Here is a 19,669-nt window from a genome sequence, read left to right as displayed (position 1 = left end):
CTGGTTGCGGAAACGTCGTCTCGGCCGCCCGCCGAAACCTATCCTGACCCGAGGCCCCGCGTTTGCCCCCAGCCAGTCACCAGTTCAGCATCCTTGCCGGAGCGGTTCTGGCGGCCGGGCTGTGTGTCAGCGTCGCCCGGGCCGATCCCCGCGCCGAGATCCGAGGCGACCTGCCTGACGATCTCCGCGCACAGCTGCGTCAGGCGATCGGTGAGGTCGACGGCCCGCCTTCGAACCGCTTCGAGGCGCGTCGCCGCGCCCGAACCGCACTGGAGTCCGCCGAGGCGCTGTTGCGGTCGGAGGGCTACTATCAGCCGGTGCTGGATGACATCGTCGAGGGCGAGGAGACGCCGGTCGCCATCGTCTCCGTCCAGCCCGGCGAACGATTCAGGCTCGCCGAGCCGGCCATCCAGTGGGTTTCTCCAGAGCCGACGCCAGAGGTCATCCAGACCGCCCGGGCCGAACTGGATCTGGAGCCCGGCGAGCCCGGCCGCGCCGCCGACGTCATCGCCGCTGAAGGCCGGATCATCGCCAGCCTGACCGAGCAGGGCTATCCCGACGCCGCCGTCCAGCCCCGCCGCGTCGTCGTCGACCACGCCGCCCTCACCGTAGCTCCGACCTATCGAATCGCCTCGGGCCCGCTGGTGCGCCTGGACGACGTTCGGGTCGAGACCGCGGGACGCACCAATCCGGCCTGGGTCGCCGCCCTGGCTCCCTGGCGCGAAGGTGATCGATACGATCCCGAACAGGTCGCCGAGTTGGAGCGCCGCCTTCTGGAAACCGGCGTCTATGACGGCGTCAACGTCGCCCTGACCCCGGCGGATCAGGCGCTGCCGGACGGAACCCGGCCGGTCATGGTCACCCTGACCGACCGTCCCCGGCGGATCGTCGAGGCCGGCGCCACCTTCTCGACCGCCGACGGCTCGGGCATCGAAGGTCTGTGGACCTATCATAACCGCTTCGGTCGCGCCGACACCCTGCGGTTCCAGCTGCGCCTGGCTGATATCGACAGCCGTCTGGGCGTGGATTTGTCCCTGCCCCACTGGCGCCAGCCCGGCCAGACTCTGGCGCTTTCCGCCGCCGTGGTGAATGAGGACACCGACGCCTACGAACGCACGGCCGCCGTTCTCGCCGCCGACATCCGCCAGAGGCTCGGAAAGACTTCCTGGTTCAGCTACGGCCTGGGCCTGGACGCCGGCAAGTACGATGAGAGCCGCTTCGATCCCGTCACCCAGGCGCCCCTGGCCATCAGCCGCGACCTAGCCCTCCTGACGGCTCGCGGTTCGGCCTATCTGGACCAGTCCAACGATCCGCTGAACCCGACGACAGGTTGGCGCGCCACGCTGAACGTCCAGCCCACGGCTGTGACCGGTGAGGACTCGCTGTTGTTCCTCCGCGCCGAGGCCCAGCTGACCGGCTACATCCCGGTGCAGGATGGGGCGAAGACGGTTGCCGCCGGGCGCATCCGGCTCGGTTCCATCCTCGGCGGCGACGGACTGACCATTCCGGCCGACCGGCTGTTCTACTCGGGCGGCGGCGGCTCGGTCCGGGGCTATGAGTATCAGGGCGTCGCCCCTCGCCTGCCCGACAACACCCCGCGCGGCGGCCTCAGCCTGTTCGAGGTGTCGGCCGAGATCCGCCGTGACCTGGGCCGCAACTTCGGCGCCGTCGCCTTCGTCGACGCCGGGGCCGTCGGGTTCGACGAGGCGCCGGACTTCTCCAACCTGCGCTACGCCGTGGGCGTCGGCGCGCGCTACAACCTGTCCTTCGGACCGATCCGCGCCGACATCGCCTTCCCGCTCGACAAGCGCGAGGGCGACGCCGACTTCCAAATCTACGTCAGCATCGGTCAGGCGTTTTGACCGACACGCCAGAGACGCCCGAACCCGAGACCCCGGCGAAAGCCGAAAAGCGTCGCCGCACGCGGTTGCAGGCCCTGGCCTTCTTCGGCGGCATGGCGCTCGCGGGCCTTCTGGCGCTCGCCCTGATCCTGGCCATCGGCGGGCGGATGTATCTGGTCTCCGGCCCGGGCCGCGAACTGGTCACCAGCTTCGTCGCGGGCAAGAAGATCGGCCGCTATGGCCGCATCAACGTCGAGGGCCTGTCGGGCGATCTGTTCGACGACTTCACCCTCCGGCGCGTCACCGTCACCGACGCCCAGGGCGTCTGGCTGGACGCCCGCAATGTGCGCGTCGACTGGACCTACTGGCCGCTCCTGACCCGCCGTTTCCACGCCACCGAGATCACGGCGGATCGGATTCAGCTGCTGCGCCGCCCCCAGGTCGAGCCGCCCGACGGCCGCCCGCCCCGCCCCCTCCCGCTCGACATCGACATCGACCGTTTCCAGGCGAACGTCGAACTGCTGGAAGGCTTCTCCAAGGAGTACGGTCGCTGGCGCCTGAACGGCGAGGCGAACGCGCCGCGTCGCGGAAACAAATCCGCCACCATCAACGCCGTCAGTCTGAACCGGCCGGGCGACTATCTGCGCCTCGTCGGCACGATCGGCGACGGCCCCGAGGACCTGCGGCTGAACCTGCGCGCCAACGAGGCCAACGGCGGCCCGCTGGCCGGGTCGCTCGGCTATTCGCCCGACCAGCCCTTCTACGCCTCGGCCGTGGTCAACGGAGAGGCGGTAAGCGCCACGGTGCGCACCGGCGACTTCACGCCCCTGACCATCCGGGGCCGTTACGGCGCGTCCGGGTCGCGCATCTCGGGCTATTTCGACTTCAGCGGCTCGGACCTGCTCGATCCCTTCGTCCGCCGCATCGGCCGCACGGCCCGCTTCGGCTTCGCCTCCGTGCCGGAAGGCGACGACGCTACGGTCCACGGCGTCGCCTGGCGGCTGATATCCGAGAACCTGCAGTCCAGCGCCCGGGGCCGGGTGAACCTGACCGACCGCAGCGTGCTGGACGAGGGCGTGTCGCTCGCCGTCTCCACCCCGTCACTGACCCGCCTGACGGGCGCCCCGACCGGCGGCCCGGCCCGCTACGAGGGTGTCTTCACCGGGGACGCGGACCTCTGGGCGCTCGACGGCGCCGTGCGGCTGGAACAGGCCACGCTCGCCAGCTACGCCGCCGCCGTCGTCTCCGGCCCCCTCTCGGTCTCCGCCGACGCCCGCCGCTACGAGATCGCGGGCGACCTGACCGCGGCGGGAGGACGCAGCGCCGGCATCGTCGGCGCCCTGCTCGGGGCCTCGCCGCGCGTGCAATTCGAAGCCGCCCGCCTCGCCGACGGCGCCCTCCTGCTCCAGCGCATCGACGCGCGTGGCCAGGCTCTGACCCTGACGGGCGCCGGCCAACGGAACCTGCTCGGCGGCCTAAGCTTCCGGGGCGACGCCCGCATCACCGACGTCGGCCGCATCCGCCGGGGCGCGCGCGGCGCCTTCGGCGGCCCGATCACCGCGGCGTCCACCCGCTCCGGCGCGCCCTGGACCCTCAACTTCGACGGACGAGGAACCCGCCTCGCCACCGGGCTGGAGGAACTCGACCGCCTGCTCGGCGCCGCGCCCCGGCTTCAGTTCGTCGGCGGCCTCGACGACGGTCGCATCGCCGTCGAGCGCGCCAATCTGACCGGGGCGGCCGGCACAGCCTCGGCGCGCGGCGTGATCGAGCCCCAGGGTCGCCTCCGCCTCGCCCTGAACTGGATCGCCCGCGGCCCCTTCGGCGTCGGCCCGGTCGCCATCGACGGCGCCATGACCGGACAGGGCGCCCTGACCGGCACCCTCGCCCAGCCCCGCGCCGACCTGACAGCCCGATTCGCCAGCCTCGCGGCGGGCGCGCTCCGCCTGACCGATGCCGACCTGATCCTCAGCTTCCGTCGGGGCGCCGACGCCTCCGATGGCCGCGTCATGCTGACGGCCGGATCGAACTACGGCCCCGCCCGGGCGTCGGGAAACTTCTTCCTCGGCGGCCACCGCATCCGTCTCTCCGATGTCGACCTGAACGCCGGCGGCGTCACGGCCCAGGGCTCCATCGCCCTCGCGAACAACACGCCCTCCAGCGCCGATCTGACGTTCACGGCGCGCCCCGGCGCCTTCCTCGCCGCCGGGACCGCCGACGGCCGAGTGCGCCTGACCGAGGGCGCGGGATCGGAGACCGCCATTCTCGACGTGACCGGCCGCGACGTCCGCTTCGCCGGGTCGGGCTACACCATCCGCACGCTCGAGCTGAACGGTCGCGGCACGCTGGAGCGGCTGCCCTTCACCCTCGTCGCCGACGTGGGGGGCGCCACGCCCGTCGCCTTCGACGGCTCCGGCGTCTTCTCGCGCCAGGGCGAGGCCACCAGCGTCACCCTGTCGGGCGACGGCCGGGTGCGCGAGATCGCCTTCTCGACCCGCAACCCCGCCGTCATCGCGCTCGCCGGCGACGGCCGCGTCGCCCGCGTCGACCTCGCCATCGGCGGCGGCGTGCTGCTGGGCGAGCTGCGTCAGGACGCCGACGCGGCCGTCATCCAGGCCGACCTGACCAGCGTCGAACTGGGCTCCATCGCGCCCGACCTGCGCGGCAGCGTCACCGGCCGCGTCTCGCTTCGAGGAACCGACGACGACCTCTCCGGCTCGGCCAACGTACGCCTCGTCGGCCTGCGCAGCATCGACGCCCCGCGCGGGCTCAGCGTCGACGGCGCCGTGGTCGCCACGCTCGTGAACGACACCCTGCGGCTCCAGGCCGATGCGTCCGGAACGAACGCCGTCACCGCCACCGCCGACGTCACCCTGCCGGTCGAGGCCTCCGCCGCGCCCCTGCGCCTCGCCATCGCCCGCACCCGGCCCATGTCGGGCGAGGTCGACATCGACGGCCAGATCCAGCCGATCTGGGACGTCTTCTTCGGCGGCGAACGCTCCCTGGCCGGCCAGGTCGACGCCTCCGCTACGCTGGGGGGCACCCTGGCCGCGCCGCTCATCAACGGCAACCTGACGCTGGCCCAGGGCCGCTTCCGCGACAACGGCTCGGGCCTGACGCTGAACGACGTGACGCTGGCCGCCCGCTTCGACGACGCCACCGCCCTGATCCAGACCTTCACCGCCACCGATGGTTCCGGCGGCACGGTCTCCGGCGACGGCCGCATTGGCCTGCGCGAGGGCTCCGGCTCCAACTTCGAGCTGGCCCTCACCCGCTTCCGCATCATCGACAACGACATCGCCGAGGCCCGCGCCTCCGGTCCCCTGACCGTGGTCCGCGCCGCCGACGGCAACATCACCCTGTCGGGCGAAATCAACGTTGACGAAGCCCGGATCGAGGCCAATCCGCCGGGCTCCAGCGGCATCGTCCGCATGGACGTGGTCGAGATCAACCGCCCCGGCGGCGACCCCGTCCAGGACGACGAGGCGGCCACCGCTTCACGCGGTCCTCAGATCGGCCTGGACATCCGCCTGCGCTCGCGGGGCGGCGAGGTGCGCGTCGCGGGTCGAGGCCTGAACGTGCTCCTGAACGTCAACGCCCGCGTCCAGGGCACGGTCAGCCAGCCCCAGCTGACCGGCACGGCCCGCATCGTCCGTGGCGACTACGACTTCGCCGGCAAGCGCTTCGTCTTCGACGAACGGGGCTCGGTGTCGCTGTCGACAAATCCTTCCCTGATCCGGCTCGACCTTACCGCCACGCGCGATGACCCGGCCCTGACCGCCACCATCCGCGTCACGGGCACGGCGGCCCGGCCCGAGATCACCCTGACCTCCACGCCCCAGCTGCCGCAGGACGAGATCCTGTCCCAGGTTCTGTTCGGCCGCTCGGCGTCTCAGCTGTCAGCCTTCGAGGCGGCTCAGCTGGCGGCGGGCGTAGCCTCGCTGGCGGGCGGCGGCGGCTTCGACGTGATCGGAAACTTGCGCGAACTGGCCGGCCTGGACCGCCTGTCCTTCGGCGGCGAGGCTTCGGCCCTGACGGTGGCGGGCGGCCGCTACATCACCGACGACGTCTATCTGGAGATCATCGGTGGCGGCGAAGGCGGAGCCGCCGTCAACGTCGAATGGCAGGTGCGCCGCAACCTCGCGGTCAGCTCACGCTTCGGCGGCCAGGGCGACGCCAGCCTGTCGATCCGCTGGCGGCGCCAATCCCGCGTGCCTGGTACGGGCCGCGAAGACCGACGCCCCAACCGCGACGCGGATTAGCGCGCCGCTTCCATCTGGAACTGATCCAGCTTGTTGATGCCGCGCAGGCCCGCGATGTGCAGCACCACCTGGATCACCATGATTACCAGCGACAAAGCGATCTGCCAGGTCGGGATCACCGGCGCGTTCGGGACCATGCCCGCCAGCAGCGGCGTCGCCGCCGTCGACAGGATGCCGTAGGCCAAGAGCACCAGAAACAGAATGGCGATCCACTTGCCCGGATTGCGCCACTGCACGATGCCGAAGATCAGCTGAACCAGGGCGAGCCCACCGGTCAGATACAGGGCGAACTGCGCGCCCATCGCAGCGGCCTCAGCGTTCACCTCGCCCCCGCCGGCGGCCGAGGCGACCGCGTCCTGCATGGCCTGGGGATTGGCGAAGGACCAGCCCACGCTGACCAGGGCGACGATCACCCCGATGAAGATCGAGATCGCGCTGGCCTTCGCCGCGGCTTCGGCGTCCGCTTCGGTCCGGAGCGGGGCGGTGGGGTTCATTCCTGTGATCACGCTGGCCATGGGGCCCTCCCTGCAAATGACAATGATCCTTTACATGACAAGGAACCCTTACACAAGCGGAGCTGTGACGATCGCCGGGGTTCACCTTTGCCGCGCGCCCGGCTAGAAGCGGTCCATGCGGATTCTACAGCAGGATCATGCCGCCCTCGACCTGGTCGGGCGGGGGGGCGCGGTCCTTGTCGACCGCGCGATCCAATGGGCCAACGTCAACTCCGGCAGCGATCATGCCGAGGGGCTTGAGGCGACCCTGGCATTGCTGGAGGCCGAAGCCGCCCGCCTGCCCGCCGACGTGACGCGTGTTGCGACCCAAGGCTTTTCCACGGTCGCCGATGACGGCTCGCTCAGGCCCCAGGCCCGCGCGGACGCCCTGAAGATCACGGCCCGGCCCGAGGCGCCGATCCAGGTCGTCCTGACCGGCCACTACGACACCGTCTATCCGGCCGACAGCGCCTTCCAGACCGTGACCCCGCGCCCCGACGGCGCGCTGAACGGCCCCGGCATCGCCGACATGAAGGGCGGCATTTCCGTCATGCTCGGCGCGCTGGAGGCGTTCGAGACCCATCCGGACAAGGACCGCGTCGGCTGGACCGTCCTGCTGTCGCCGGACGAGGAGATCGGCTCGCCAGCTTCGGCACCATTGTTGGCCGAGCTCGGCGCGCGGGGCCATGTGGGCATGACCTATGAGCCGGCGCTGGCCGACGGAACCCTGGCCGGGGCCCGCAAGGGCAGCGGCAACTTCCATCTGATCGTCACCGGCAAGGCTGCCCACGCCGGCCGCGCCTTCGACGAGGGCCGGAACGCCGTCGCCGGCGCCGCCGTGGTCGCGGCGGCGCTGCACGTGCTCAACGGCCAGCGCGACGGCGTCACCGTCAACGTCGCGCGCATCTCGGGCGGCGGGGCGCTCAACGTCGTGGCCGACAACGCCGTGGTTCGCTTCAACGTCCGAGTCCCGGACCAGGCCGCCGCCGACTGGATCAAGGCCGCCATCAATGATATCGCCGCCTCCCCGCCCTTCGAAGGCCTGACGCTGGCGCTGCACGGCGGCTTCACCCGCCCGCCGAAGCCGATGGACGCCGCCCAAACCGCCCTGTTCGAGGCCGTTCGCCAGACCGGCGCACTGCTGGGCCAGACCATCGCCTGGTCCCCCTCCGGCGGCGTCTGCGAGGGCAACAACCTGCACGCCGCGGGCCTGCCCAACATCGACACCCTGGGCGTCCGGGGCGGGCTGATCCACTCAACCGACGAGTTCGCCTGGCCCGACAGCTTCGTTGAGCGGGCGCAGCTGTCGCTCCTAATGCTCTGCAAGATCGCATCCGGCGAGATCGACGCGCTGGCCCTGAAGCGCCTGCGGATGGAGAGCACCTGATGCTCGTCGTCCGTCCTGCCGGTCCCGCTGACCTGGATCACCTGCTGGAGCTGGCCATCCTGTCCGGTCCCGGCTTCACCAGTCTGCCCGAAGACCCGGATCAGCTGGTCGAGCGGCTCGACGTCAGCCGCGACAGTTTCTCGGGCGTCCTGCCGCCCCAGGACCGCTGGTACACCCTGATGATGGAGGAGACCGACACAGGCGACGTGGACGGCATCGCCTCGGTCAAAGCGGCGGTCGGCCTGAAGCGGCCGTTCTTCTCGTTCCGCCTGGCCAATCAGGCGGCGTCTTCGCCCTCCTTAAACATCCGCCTGGATCACCAGACGCTTCAACTGGTCAATGAATGCACCGGCTGGACCGAGGTCGGGTCCCTGTTCCTGAAGGCTGACCGGCGAAAGGGCGGCGCGGGCCGACTGCTCAGCCAGTCCCGCTACATGCTGATCGGGGCCGAGCCCGAGCTGTTCGCCGACATGGTGCTGGCCGAGCTGCGCGGCGTCTTCACCCCCGACGGCGCCTGCCCCTTCTGGGATCATGTCGCCCACAAGTTCTTCCCGATGGAGTTCGATCAGGCCGATCTCATGACCGGCGCGACGGACAAGCAGTTCATCCTGGATCTGGCCCCTCGCCACCCGATCTACGTCGACCTCCTGCCCGAACCCGCCCGCGCCGTGATCGGCAAGGTGCATCCTCAAGGGGTGGCGGCGATGGCCTTGCTGGAATCCGAAGGATTCCGGCCCAACGGACTGGTCGACATCTTCGACGCTGGCCCGACTGTGTCGTGCCAACGCGACCACATCCGCACCGTGCGCGACGCGCGCCGCCTGACCGTCCGCATCACTGAGGATGTTGACGCCGAACTGCCTGCCCTGATTTCGACCGACAGCGTCTCCGCCTTCCGCGCGGTCCGGGCCAAGGCCCAGATCGAAGGCGAAACCGTGCGCCTGACCCCCGAGGTCGCGGACGCGCTCAAGCTCGGCGACGGCGAGGTCGCGCGGGTCAAGACGTGAGAACCCCATGACGGACGGCAGGCTCTACATCGACGGCCGGTGGACCGAAGGCGGCGGCGACGGCTTCGCCTCCTTCGACCCGGCCACTGAGGCCCGCGTCTGGCGCGGCAATGAGGCCTCTACCGATCAAGTCGGACAGGCCGTCGCCGCCGCCCGCGCCGCCTTTCCCGACTGGGCCGACCGCCCGCGCGAAGAGCGCATCGCGGCGATGAAGCGCTACCAGGCCGCGCTCAAGGCCCGCGCCCCTGCTTTCGCCGAGGCCATCTCCAGAGAGACCGGCAAGGCCCTGTGGGAGACCACCGCCGAACTGGGCTCAATGGCGGGCAAGGTCGACATCTCCATCCGCGCCTATGACGAGCGAACCGGAGAGCGCACGTCCGAGACCACCTTCGGCCACGCCACCCTGCGCCATCGTCCGCACGGCGTGGCGGCTGTGCTGGGGCCGTTCAACTTCCCCGGCCATCTACCCAACGGCCACATCGTCCCGGCGCTGCTCGCCGGCGACACGGTCGTATTCAAGCCGTCCGAAGAGACGCCGCATGCGGGCCAGCTGATCGCCGAATGCCTGGAGGAGGCCGACCTGCCGGCGGGCGTCTTCAACCTCGTCCAGGGCGGGCGTGACGTCGGGGCCGCGTTGCTGGACCAGCCCATCGACGCCCTGATGTTCACCGGCTCGGGCGCGGCGGGAGCCCACTTCCGGCGCAAGTTCGCGGACGATCCGCACGTGATCCTGGCGCTGGAGCTGGGCGGCAACAATCCGCTGGTCGTCTGGGACGCCGCGGATGCCGAGGCCGTCGCCGGGCTCGTCGTCCAGTCCGCCTTCGTCACCACGGGCCAGCGGTGCAGCTGCGCGCGCCGCCTGATCGTGCCCGAGGGCGCGGCCGGGGACGCCGTGATCGAGGCCGTCAACAGCCTGGTTGATCGGTTGATTTTCGCCCCCTGGGACGCGACGCCGGAGCCCTACGGCGGCCCCCTGATCTCCAAGCGCGCGGCCGAGCAGGCGCTGTCCGCGCTCCAGCAACGTATCGCTCTTGGCGCGAAGGTCATCCGCGCCTCCGGCCCCGTCGACAACCTGCCCGCCGCCTTCGTCCGCCCCGCCATCCTCGACGTCACCGGCGTCGATGTCCCCGACGAGGAGATGTTCGCCCCCTTCCTGTCGGTCACCCGCGTCGCCTCCTTCGATGAGGCGATCGCGCAGGCCAACGCCACCCGTTACGGCCTGTCCACCGGCCTGATCTCCGACGACCCGGCGAACTGGGACCGCTTCATCCGCCGCATCCGCGCGGGCGTCGTCAACCTCAACCGCCCGACCACCGGGGCCGCCGGAGACATGCCCTTCGGAGGCCTCGGCGCCAGCGGCAACCATCGGCCCAGCGCCTACTACGCCGCCGACTACTGCGCCTATCCGGTCGCCAGTTTCGAGGCCGGGGCGGTGCGGAACATCGAGGGCGAGATGAAGGGGCTGAGGTGATGATTGAGTGGCAAGGTCCTCCATCACCTGGAGAGTCCCTGAGGCCGTCAGCTGACATTGCAGTCCGGGCTATAGCGACCGCTGCGTTCATGTTTGCTGCTGGCTATCTTTGCAATGTCATGAGCTTGGCACTCTGGTGGCTGGATGACGCGCCGATCATCGTCTTTCCACTGGTCGGATTTTGGGGGGTGGTAGCGCTTGCTGCCTTTTTCCAGATTCTGCAGGCCCCGCGTGAAATGCGCCTGACGCTCAGTGTTCATGGTCTCATCGCCATGATCGCAATGCTTCCGCTCGCCTGGTTAACTGTTGTGCATTGGCAAAGATCGGTCGTGATCAGTCAGTTCCTGATCGCACAGTTTCTGCGGGACACATTCCGATGATCCCCGCCGTCGAAGCCAACGCCGACGGCCTGATCGGGCCGACGCATTCCTATGCGGGCCTGAGCCCCGGCAACCTCGCCTCCAGCCTGAACAAGGGCGAGGCGTCCAACCCGCGCGCGGCGATCCTGCAGGGCCTCGACAAGATGAAGCGGCTGGCGGACCTGGGCCTGCCGCAGTTCGTCTTGCCGCCGCACGAGCGACCCAACATCCCCTTCCTGCGCAGCCTGGGCTTCACCGGCTCCGACGCCGCGGTGCTGGAACGCGCCTGGAAGGACGCCCCCAGCTTCGCCGCCGCCGCCTGCTCGGCCAGCCCGATGTGGGCCGCCAACGCCGCGACGGTGACTCCCTCCGCCGACGCCGCCGACGGCCGCGTCCATTTCACCCCCGCCAATCTGGTCACCAACCTGCACCGCAGCCTGGAGCACGCCCAGACGAAGCGGTCGCTGAACGCCCTGTTCCCGGATTCCACCCGGTTCGCCGTCCACGACGCCCTGTCGCCCGTCGCCCATCTCGCCGACGAGGGCGCGGCCAACCACGTCCGCCTCTGCGCCGAGCACGGATCGCCCGGCGTCAACCTGCTGGTCTGGGGCCGCGACGCCTTCGAAACCTGGGACGGCCCCTATCCCGCCCGCCAGACCCGGCAGGCGTCGGAGGCCATCGCCCGTCGCCACGGCGCGTCCGGCGCGGTGCTGGCCCAGCAGTCCCGCGCCGCCATCGCCGGCGGGACCTTCCACAACGACGTCGTCTGCGTCGGCGCCCTGGGCACCTTGTTCCACCACGACCTGGCCTTCGAGGACACCGCCGGAACCCACGCCGCCATACAAGCGGCCGCGAAAGGCTTCGACCCGATCTTCGTCGAAGTCTCCTCAGCCGACCTGCCGCTGGCCGACGCCATCTCGAGCTATCTGTTCAACTCCATGCTGGTCAGCCTGCCGGGCGAGGACCGCCTGACCCTGATCTGCCCGACCGAGACGCGCGACAATCCGCGCAGCCACGCGGTCGCCCAATCCCTGACCGCCTCCAACGGACCCATCGGGCGAGTCGAATACGTCGACGTGCGTCAGTCGATGAGGAACGGCGGCGGCCCCGCCTGCCTGCGCCTGCGCGTCGTCCTGACCGAGGCGGAGCTCGCCGCGACCAACCCGGCGATGCGGCTGACCGACGACCTGCACGCCCGTCTGTCCGCCTGGGCCGATCGCCACTACCGCGAGCGCCTGACCCCGGCCGACCTCGCCGATCCGGCCCTGATCGAAGAGAGCCGGACCGCGCTGGATCAACTCGCACCATTGCTGGGTCTCGGGTCGGGGTTCTATCCATTCCAGAGAAACTGACAGGACGTCGCCATGACGAAGAACCCGTGGCTGGTCACAGGCGGCTTGCTCAGCGGGCTCGCGGCGGTGCTGCACCTGGCGGTGATCCTCGGCGGTCCCGCCTGGTATCGCTTCTTCGGCGCCGGAGAACGGATGGCGCGCATGGCCGAGCGCGGCGCGATCGGGCCGACGCTGATCACGATCGGCATCGCCACAGTCCTGTCGGTATGGGCGGCCTACGCCTTCTCCGGGGCCGGTCTGATCCCGCGCCTGCCGCTCCTAAAGACCGCGCTCGTGCTGATCACCGCCGTCTATCTTCTGCGCGGCCTTGTGCTGGTCCCGGCGCTCGCCCTGAACTGGGGCGGCGTGACGCCTTTCGTTCTGTGGAGCTCGCTGATCGTGCTCGTCTACGGCGTCGTCCACCTGATCGGGCTGATCGTGCTATGGCGGACCTGACCCACCGCGTCGCCACCGAGGCCGACATTCCAGCCATCGTCGTCCTGATGGACCGGGCCATCGCGGGGCCCCTCGCCACCTTCCTGACGGCCGACCAGATCGCAGCCAGCCGCATCTTGATGGGTCTCGACAGCCAGATCATCGCCGACCACACCTATTTCGTCGTCGAGGCCGATGGCGTCCTCGTTGGCTGCGGCGGCTGGAGCCGGAGGATCACGACCTATGGCGGCGACCACACCCCCGGCCGCGAACCTGCGCCCCTGACACCCGGCGTCGACGCCGCCCGCGTCCGCGCCATGTACACCCACCCCGGCCACGTCCGGCGCGGCATCGGGCGGATGATCCTCGACCTGTGCGAGGCGGGCGCGCGCGACGCCGGATACGACCGGGTCGAACTGGTCGCCACGATGGGCGGCGAGCCCCTGTACCTCTCCGCGGGCTATGTCGCGATCGAACGGTTCGAGGACGACCGGGGCGGCGTGCCGGTGCCGCTGGTGCGGATGGGCAAGTCGCTGATCGCCTGATAGCCAAGGGGCATGACAGACGCCGTCGCCATGCGCCCCGCACGCCGCCTCAAGAACATCGTCGGCGGCTCGGCCGGCAATCTGGTCGAGTGGTTCGACTGGTTCGCCTATGCGGCCTTCACCGTCTACTTCGCGCCGGTCTTCTTTCCCGAGGGCTCATCGACGGCCCAGCTGCTGGCGACCGCTGCCATCTTCGCCGTCGGCTTCCTGATGCGCCCGATCGGGGCCTGGCTTATGGGCGTCTACTCCGACCGCAAGGGCAGGAAGGCCGGCCTGACCCTTTCGGTCAGCCTGATGTGCGCCGGCTCCCTGATCATCGCGTTGACGCCCGGCTACGCCACGATCGGCGTGCTGGCCCCGGCCCTGCTTTTGCTCGCGCGCATGATGCAGGGGCTCAGTGTTGGCGGGGAATACGGCTCCAGCGCCACCTATCTGTCCGAAATGGCAACGGCCAAGCATCGCGGCTTTTGGTCCAGCTTTCAGTACGTCACCCTGATTTCAGGCCAGCTCTTGGCGCTCGCCCTTCTTATACTGCTCCAGCGCACGCTCGGAGAGGCGGCGCTGGAAGCCTGGGCCTGGCGTATCCCCTTTTTCGTCGGTGCGGCCCTCGCCGTAGTGGTCTTCTGGCTACGGCGCGGCCTGGACGAAACCCGCGCCTTCGAGACCCGCTCAGGCCCGAAATCCAGCGCGCTCGAACTGATCCTGCGTCATCCCAAGGAGGCGCTGATCGTCATCGGCCTGACCGCCGGGGGCACGCTCGCCTTCTACACCTATACGACTTACCTGCAGAAGTTCCTGGTGAACACCTCGGGCTTCACCAAGGCCCAGGCAACGGAGATCAGCGCCGCCGCCCTGCTCATCTTCATGCTCCTCCAGCCGGCTGTCGGAGCGCTGTCGGACCGCGTCGGACGCAAGCCTGTGATGATGTGCTTCGGGATCCTGGGCGTGTTCTGCACCGTGCCGATCATGACCAGCCTGGCGGCGACTGACAGCCCGTTCACCGCCTTCCTGCTGGCCCTTTCGGCTCTGGTGATCGTGTCGGGCTACACCGCCATCAACGCCGTGGTGAAGGCCGAGCTGTTCCCCGCCCACATTCGGGCGCTGGGCGTCGCCCTGCCCTACGCCATCGCCAACGCGGCCTTCGGCGGCACGGCCGAATATGTGGCCCTGTGGTTCAAGCTGGACGGGCGCGAGAGCCTATATTTCTGGTACGTCACCGCGATGATCGGCCTGTCCCTGATCACCTACGTCACGATGCGCGACACCCGGGACAAGAGCCTGATCGAGACGAGCTGACGGCTCTCACCGACCAGCGGAGCTGGCCGGTGTTACGTCAATCCTGCAGTGGACAGGCAATCGCTTGCCGTCCGAACCGGCCGTGGATCAGTTGGCCAGTCGACGCAGGAACGACGGGATTTCCAGATCGTCCTCGGCCGGAGCGGGCTCAGGCGCGGCCTGGGCCGTCTGGCGCAGTTCGGGTTGCGGCTGGGGCTGGCGCGACGGCTGAACCGGGGCGTAGGCCGTCTGTGCGCGCGGCTTCTTGCCGAACAGGCTCCAGCCCGAACGGCGATGATCCGGCTCCTGATAGACCGGCTCCTCGGCGCGCGCTGGAGCGGGGGCGTTGAAGTAGAGGTCACCCTGATCCGATGCAGTCGCGCCCACGCGGCCGTGGTCCAGTTCAAACGCCTCGACCCAGGGATCGACGATGGGCTCCAGCTTGCGCTCGTCCTCGGCGACGTGGATGACCGGCTCGGGCGCGCGCGCCAGGGCGGGCTCGGGGGCTTGGAAGGTCGGGACGATCGGCGCGGGCTCGGACGCGCGATAGGCGGCGGCGACCGTGGCCTCACGGCGGGCCGGCTCGCTCCGCAGCGGAGCCTGGGCGACCGACTCGGCGCGGCGCGACTCGTGGAATGCGGGCTGGCGGGTGGCGACCGGTTCGATCTTGGCGGTGGCGACCTCGTCCATGCCGGTGGCGACCACCGAGACGCGGATCTTGCCGTCCAGCGCCGGATCGAAGGCCGCGCCGAAGATGATGTTGGCGTCGCCGTCCACCTCGGCCGAGATGGCGTTGGCGGCCTCGTCGACTTCCAGCAGGGTCATGTCCAGGCCGCCGGTGATGTTGACCAGCACGGCTTTGGCGCCCTTCAAGCTGGTCTCGTCCAGCAGGGGGTTGGCAATGGCGTTCTGGGCGGCCAGCAGGGCGCGGTCGTCGCCGGTCGCTTCGCCGGTGCCCATCATCGCCTTGCCCATCTCGGACATGACGGCGCGGACGTCGGCGAAGTCCAGGTTGATCAGGCCCGGCAGGATCATCAGGTCCGTGATCGAGCGCACGCCCGAGTGCAGCACCTGATCGGCCATGCCGAAGGCATCAGCGAAGGTCGTGCGCTCGTTGGCGACGCGGAACAGGTTCTGGTTCGGAATGACGATCAGGGTGTCGACATATCGCTGCAGCTCGGCGATCCCGGCGTCGGCCAGACGCATGCGGTGGCGGCCCTCGAAGGTGAAGGGCTTGGTCACGACGCCGACAGTCAGGATGCCGCGATCACGCGCGCACTTGGCGATGATCGGGGCCGCCCCCGTGCCGGTGCCGCCGCCCATGCCGGCGGTGATGAAGACCATGTGCGCGCCTTCCAGGTGCGCGTGGATCTCGTCGGCGCTCTCCTCAGCGGCGTTCATGCCGACTTCGGGGTGGGCGCCCGCGCCCAAGCCTTGCGTGATCGTCTCGCCCAGCTGGATGCGGCGGTCGGTCTTGGCGAATGACAGGTGCTGGGCGTCGGTGTTGGCGACCACGAACTCGACGCCTTCCAGGCCGGCGTCGATCATGTTGTTGACCGCGTTGCCGCCCGCGCCGCCGACGCCGAACACGACGATCCGGGGCTTCAGTTCCGTGGCCTGCGGCCGCACCAGTGAGAGAGACATCCGTTAACCGACCTTCTGTTCCGACCCTGCCCTGAACGGCCCCGATGCGACGTCCCCGCCGGTTCGCATTGGTTATAAGCGCGTTAAGGATCACCCAGCGCCGTTAAGAGAAGGTTACCGGATAGCGTGAGTCGGACTGGCTTGAAGGCCTGAAAGCCAGCGTGGCCGGAGTTTTTCCGCACGGCCGGCTCAAACGAAAAGGGAGGGGCCCTTTCGGACCCCTCCCCTTCAGACCTCGATCGCGAATGCGATCAATAGCGGTAGTTGATGCCGAAGAAGAACCGGCGACCGAACAGGTCGTACTGGTCCTGCAGGCCCGCCTGAATGGAGGGCTCGGCGTCGAACAGGTTGGTCACGCCGCCACGGAGCGTGATCTCGTCGTTGAAGTTGTAGCGGAAGCTGACGTCGTGCTGCCAGAAGTTCGGCGCCCGCAGGTATTCGAAGTCGCGGGAGTCCAGGTTGGTCACGATGTTGCGACGATAGACGATGTCGTAGGCGCGCTGGAAGTCGACCCGCCACGAGACCTGCAGCGGACCTTGCGTCCAGGTCGTGTTGGTCCGGAAACGAACCCGCGGGTTGTTCGCCGTGCCGTCGATCTGGGTCGGGAAGTTCGGGTCCGTCGGGCTGGTGAAGTCCTGACGGCGGATCAGATAGTTGCCCGCCAACGAGAAGTTCAGCGTACCCCAGTCACGGCCGATCAGGTCCAGCAGGTCGGTGCGGTAGCTGGCCTGGAAGTCCATGCCGCGGGCGCGCAGACCCGCGAAGTTGAACGGCCCCTGGATGAAGTTCGTGATCTCGAAGGTCGTCGGATCGCGGGTGAACTGTCCGCAGGCGTTGGTGTTCGACACGTCCTCGTCATAGCAGAGATTGACGAGCGTCTGGATGCCGAGAGTTGCGATCGCGTCGTCGATGTCGATCGAATAGTAGTCCAGCACGACCTCGAAGTTGGGGAAGAACGTCGGGGTCAGGATGGTCGACAGGGTATAGGACGTCGAGGTCTCGGTGAGGAGGTTCGGATTTGAGCCCGAGAAGCCCGAGTTGGACGTATTTGGGTTCGGGTCGACATAAGTCGCCGGCACGCCCCGCGCCGCGCAGTTGGCAATGCGGTTGTTGCGGATGCGCGTGTCGCTGGTCGCATTGATCACCGGTAGTGAGCAACCGTCCGTGATGTTCGGGAAGGTCGCAGCGAGCGGATTGAACAACTCGCTCAGGGTCGGCGCACGCGACGCTTCGCCGTACGTTCCGCGGAAGGCGATGTCGTCGATCGGCTGCCAGAACAGGGCGGTGCTGTAGGTTTCCGTCTGGTCACCCGTCGAGTAGTCCGAGTAACGGAAGGCACCGCTGAGTTCCAGCGTCTGAGCGAACGGCACGTCTGTCAGCAACGGCACACGGAGTTCGACGAACCCTTCGGTCACATCATAGCTGACCTCATCGAGGTTTGAGCCGCTGTTGCCGAACAGCACCCGCGGACCAAAGTCAGCGACTGTCGATTCCCAGCTTTCCTTGCGGTACTCGCCGCCCAGCGCGATGCCGATGGGACCCGCGCCCCAGAAATCCCAAAGGTTGCCGGACACAAACCCGCGCCAGTCTTCCTGGGTATTGGTGTCGGTCCGGAGGAAGTCCGTCAGGATGTAGTTGCGGGCGACCGCCTGCCCCCCAAGGCCGAAGATGTTCTGCGGCACGCAGCCCGTGATGGTCGGATCGTTGGCGGCATAGGCCGTGCCGGTCGCCTGGTTGATGATCGGCACGCCCTGACGCGACAAGATTTGGACCCGGCAGACGATGGCGTTGGCACCTTGACCCACGACGTTGGCGGTGTCGCGCACGGCGTCGGCCGAGAAGAACCAGCGCTGGAGATCGATCGTCTCAGGCTCGTTGTTGACGATGTCGGTCTGGCCAAAAGTGTAGCCCAGTTCCCACTGGCCGTCCCTGAGGAAAAGCAACTGGTCGAAATCGCCACGGAAGCCGCCCACGAAGCGGGTCAATTCGCGCTCATTCGTCTGCGGACGGAAGCCAAGGTCGTAGCTAAACAGGCGGAAAGCGGCGCGCGGATCGGCCTGGGTACCCAACACGGTCCCGTTGGCGGCGTATACAGTACGGACGTTGTTTTGGATCGCTGTCCGCAGCGCCGGATCAAGATAAGCATTGTCCAAACCGATGCGACCCGATGTCAGGGTCGCCGCGTCGACAATGCCGTACTCGTTGCCCACGAACGGCCGAATACCGACGTCTGAGAAGTGTGGCTGGAAGACGTCGAGATTATAGTCGTCGACGTACTTAAACTCGGCGAAGGCATCAATGTTGTCTGTGACTTCGAAATTCAGACCGACCTGGAAGCGCTTATTCTCCTGCTCGGGAAGGCGGTTGATATCCTGAACGACCAGGCCGTCGCCGTTGCCGCCGACGGTGAGCGTGCGACCGGCGGTACCGTTGGGGATGAAGCCCGTACCGATATCGATCGCGTAAGGGGTGCCGCCTTCACGGAAGCGGAAGCTGGAACCTACGTTGATCGGGAAACAACCCGTGTTGCCGAAGGTGTTGTTCTGAGCGGCGGTCAGCGGGACCAAGGCGGTGCCGTTGCTACCGCAACCCGAGTAGCCAATATCCGGATCTGACGTCGGCGAGGGCTGCTGGCCGTTGGCGATGGTCAGGATCCCGCCGAACGGACGGCTGAGGGTCCGCAGACCGGCGATCCGCTCAATGTCGCGGTTGCCATCGTTCGGCGCGCTGGCAGGATCGAAATCCACGTTCTGTAGACGCTCTTCGTTCTGAATCCAGTCGATCTGAAGTTCGCGGTCGTTGACGATGTCGGAGGTCTGATACTCGGCGAAGCCGTAGATATTCAGGCGGTCGTCCAGGAAGTTGCGACCGACCAGCACGGAGTAGCGCTGGTTCAGCGAGCCCTCGTCCTGCGTCAGCTGGCTGACGCCCGCGTCCAACTCGATCCCTTCGAAGTCCGTGCGCATGATGAAGTTGACCACGCCAGAGACGGCGTCGGCGCCGTACAGCGACGAGGCGCCGCCGGTGATGATCTCCACGCTCTGGATCAGCGGGGTCGGAATGGTGTCGACGTCGACGCTCACGCCGCCGCGGTTGCCACCGACGTGACGACGGCCATCCACCAGCACCAGGGTGCGGGCGCCGCCGAGGTTGCGCAGGTTCAGGGTGGACAGACCGCCGATGCCGACGAAGCCGCCGGTGGTGTCTTCCGGCACCTGGCTGTTCTGCAGGGCCGGGATGTCGGCCAGGAAGTCGACGACGTTCTGTTCACCCTGCTGAATGATTTCCTCACGGGTCGTCTGGATCAGCGGAGTCGGGGCCGTTGTCGGGTCGCGACGGATCAGCGAGCCGGTGACGACGATCTCTTCGACCTCGGTCGCCTCTTCGTCCTGCTGAGGAGCGGCGTCCTGGGCGAAGGCCGGGGCGGCGACGGCCAGCATGCCTGCCAAGACCGTGGTTCCGAAGAGATAGTTGCGCTTTGACGTATTCATGCGTGCCCCTTGAGCCCTGAAACTATGGCCACTCTTGTCGGATGGTGACCGTCGGTCGGAGACGCTAGCGATAAATTACGTGACTGCAACGATTACGGCGGCGAAAAGCCCTTCAAGCGGCGTTTTTGTT

Annotated in this window: 13 protein-coding genes; 10 read left to right on the top strand and 3 right to left on the bottom strand. The window is 68.4% G+C overall.

Annotation, left to right across the window (positions count from 1 at the left end):
* Positions 1–62: 62 nt before the first annotated feature.
* Complete coding sequence (locus Q333_RS0103225) at positions 63–1,862, top strand: autotransporter assembly complex protein TamA (RefSeq protein WP_342667370.1); 1,800 nt, start codon at positions 63–65, stop codon at positions 1,860–1,862.
* Positions 1,859–6,100, top strand: coding sequence for a translocation/assembly module TamB domain-containing protein (locus Q333_RS0103220; protein WP_029415307.1), 4,242 nt, complete (start codon positions 1,859–1,861; stop codon positions 6,098–6,100). Before Q333_RS0103225 ends, Q333_RS0103220 begins: the two co-directional genes overlap by 4 nt.
* Here the strand turns inward: Q333_RS0103220 and Q333_RS0103215 are convergent.
* Positions 6,097–6,615: a hypothetical protein gene (locus Q333_RS0103215; protein ID WP_029415306.1), complete on the bottom strand. Its 519-nt coding sequence runs from the start codon at positions 6,613–6,615 to the stop codon at positions 6,097–6,099. The genes Q333_RS0103220 and Q333_RS0103215 overlap by 4 nt on opposite strands.
* A gap of 115 nt (positions 6,616–6,730) precedes the next feature.
* Here Q333_RS0103215 and Q333_RS0103210 point away from each other — a divergent pair, with 115 nt between their 5' ends.
* The 8 genes from Q333_RS0103210 to Q333_RS0103175 all read left to right on the top strand — a co-directional run bounded on the left by Q333_RS0103210 (position 6,731) and on the right by Q333_RS0103175 (position 14,425).
* Positions 6,731–7,981 carry a hydrolase gene (locus Q333_RS0103210; RefSeq protein ID WP_029415305.1) on the top strand — a complete coding sequence of 417 codons (1,251 nt, stop codon included), beginning with the start codon at positions 6,731–6,733 and terminating at the stop codon, positions 7,979–7,981.
* Entirely contained in the window at positions 7,981–8,988 is a 1,008-nt protein-coding gene (locus Q333_RS0103205) for an arginine N-succinyltransferase (RefSeq protein ID WP_029415304.1), read from the top strand. The genes Q333_RS0103210 and Q333_RS0103205 overlap by 1 nt, the downstream gene beginning before the upstream one ends.
* A gap of 7 nt (positions 8,989–8,995) precedes the next feature.
* Positions 8,996–10,459 carry a succinylglutamate-semialdehyde dehydrogenase gene (gene astD, locus Q333_RS0103200; protein WP_029415303.1) on the top strand — a complete coding sequence of 488 codons (1,464 nt, stop codon included), beginning with the start codon at positions 8,996–8,998 and terminating at the stop codon, positions 10,457–10,459.
* An 89-nt stretch (positions 10,460–10,548) separates the two neighbouring features.
* Positions 10,549–10,839, top strand: a complete 291-nt coding sequence (locus Q333_RS0103195; protein WP_029415302.1) for a hypothetical protein — start codon at positions 10,549–10,551, stop codon at positions 10,837–10,839.
* Positions 10,836–12,170 (top strand): N-succinylarginine dihydrolase, encoded by a 1,335-nt coding sequence (gene astB, locus Q333_RS0103190; protein ID WP_029415301.1) that lies wholly within the window; start codon positions 10,836–10,838, stop codon positions 12,168–12,170. Before Q333_RS0103195 ends, astB begins: the two co-directional genes overlap by 4 nt.
* A gap of 12 nt (positions 12,171–12,182) precedes the next feature.
* Positions 12,183–12,605, top strand: a complete 423-nt coding sequence (locus tag Q333_RS0103185) for a hypothetical protein (RefSeq protein WP_029415300.1) — start codon at positions 12,183–12,185, stop codon at positions 12,603–12,605.
* Positions 12,593–13,129, top strand: coding sequence for a GNAT family N-acetyltransferase (locus Q333_RS0103180; RefSeq protein ID WP_029415299.1), 537 nt, complete (start codon positions 12,593–12,595; stop codon positions 13,127–13,129). The genes Q333_RS0103185 and Q333_RS0103180 overlap by 13 nt, the downstream gene beginning before the upstream one ends.
* A gap of 12 nt (positions 13,130–13,141) precedes the next feature.
* On the top strand, positions 13,142–14,425 hold the full coding sequence (locus Q333_RS0103175; protein ID WP_029415298.1) for an MFS transporter: 1,284 nt from the start codon (positions 13,142–13,144) through the stop codon (positions 14,423–14,425).
* Positions 14,426–14,512: 87 nt separating this feature from the next.
* Here Q333_RS0103175 and ftsZ read toward each other — a convergent pair whose 3' ends face one another.
* Positions 14,513–16,048, bottom strand: a complete 1,536-nt coding sequence (ftsZ, locus tag Q333_RS0103170) for a cell division protein FtsZ (protein ID WP_029415297.1) — start codon at positions 16,046–16,048, stop codon at positions 14,513–14,515.
* 251 nt (positions 16,049–16,299) lie between these two features.
* Entirely contained in the window at positions 16,300–19,539 is a 3,240-nt protein-coding gene (locus Q333_RS0103165; protein ID WP_029415296.1) for a TonB-dependent receptor domain-containing protein, read from the bottom strand.
* Positions 19,540–19,669 lie beyond the last annotated feature (130 nt).

This window comes from Brevundimonas bacteroides DSM 4726, from assembly GCF_000701445.1.
GTDB classification, from domain to species: Bacteria; Pseudomonadota; Alphaproteobacteria; order Caulobacterales; family Caulobacteraceae; genus Brevundimonas; species Brevundimonas bacteroides.
Note: the sequence above shows the minus strand (reverse complement) of the source record. Positions and strands in the feature narration are given on the sequence as shown.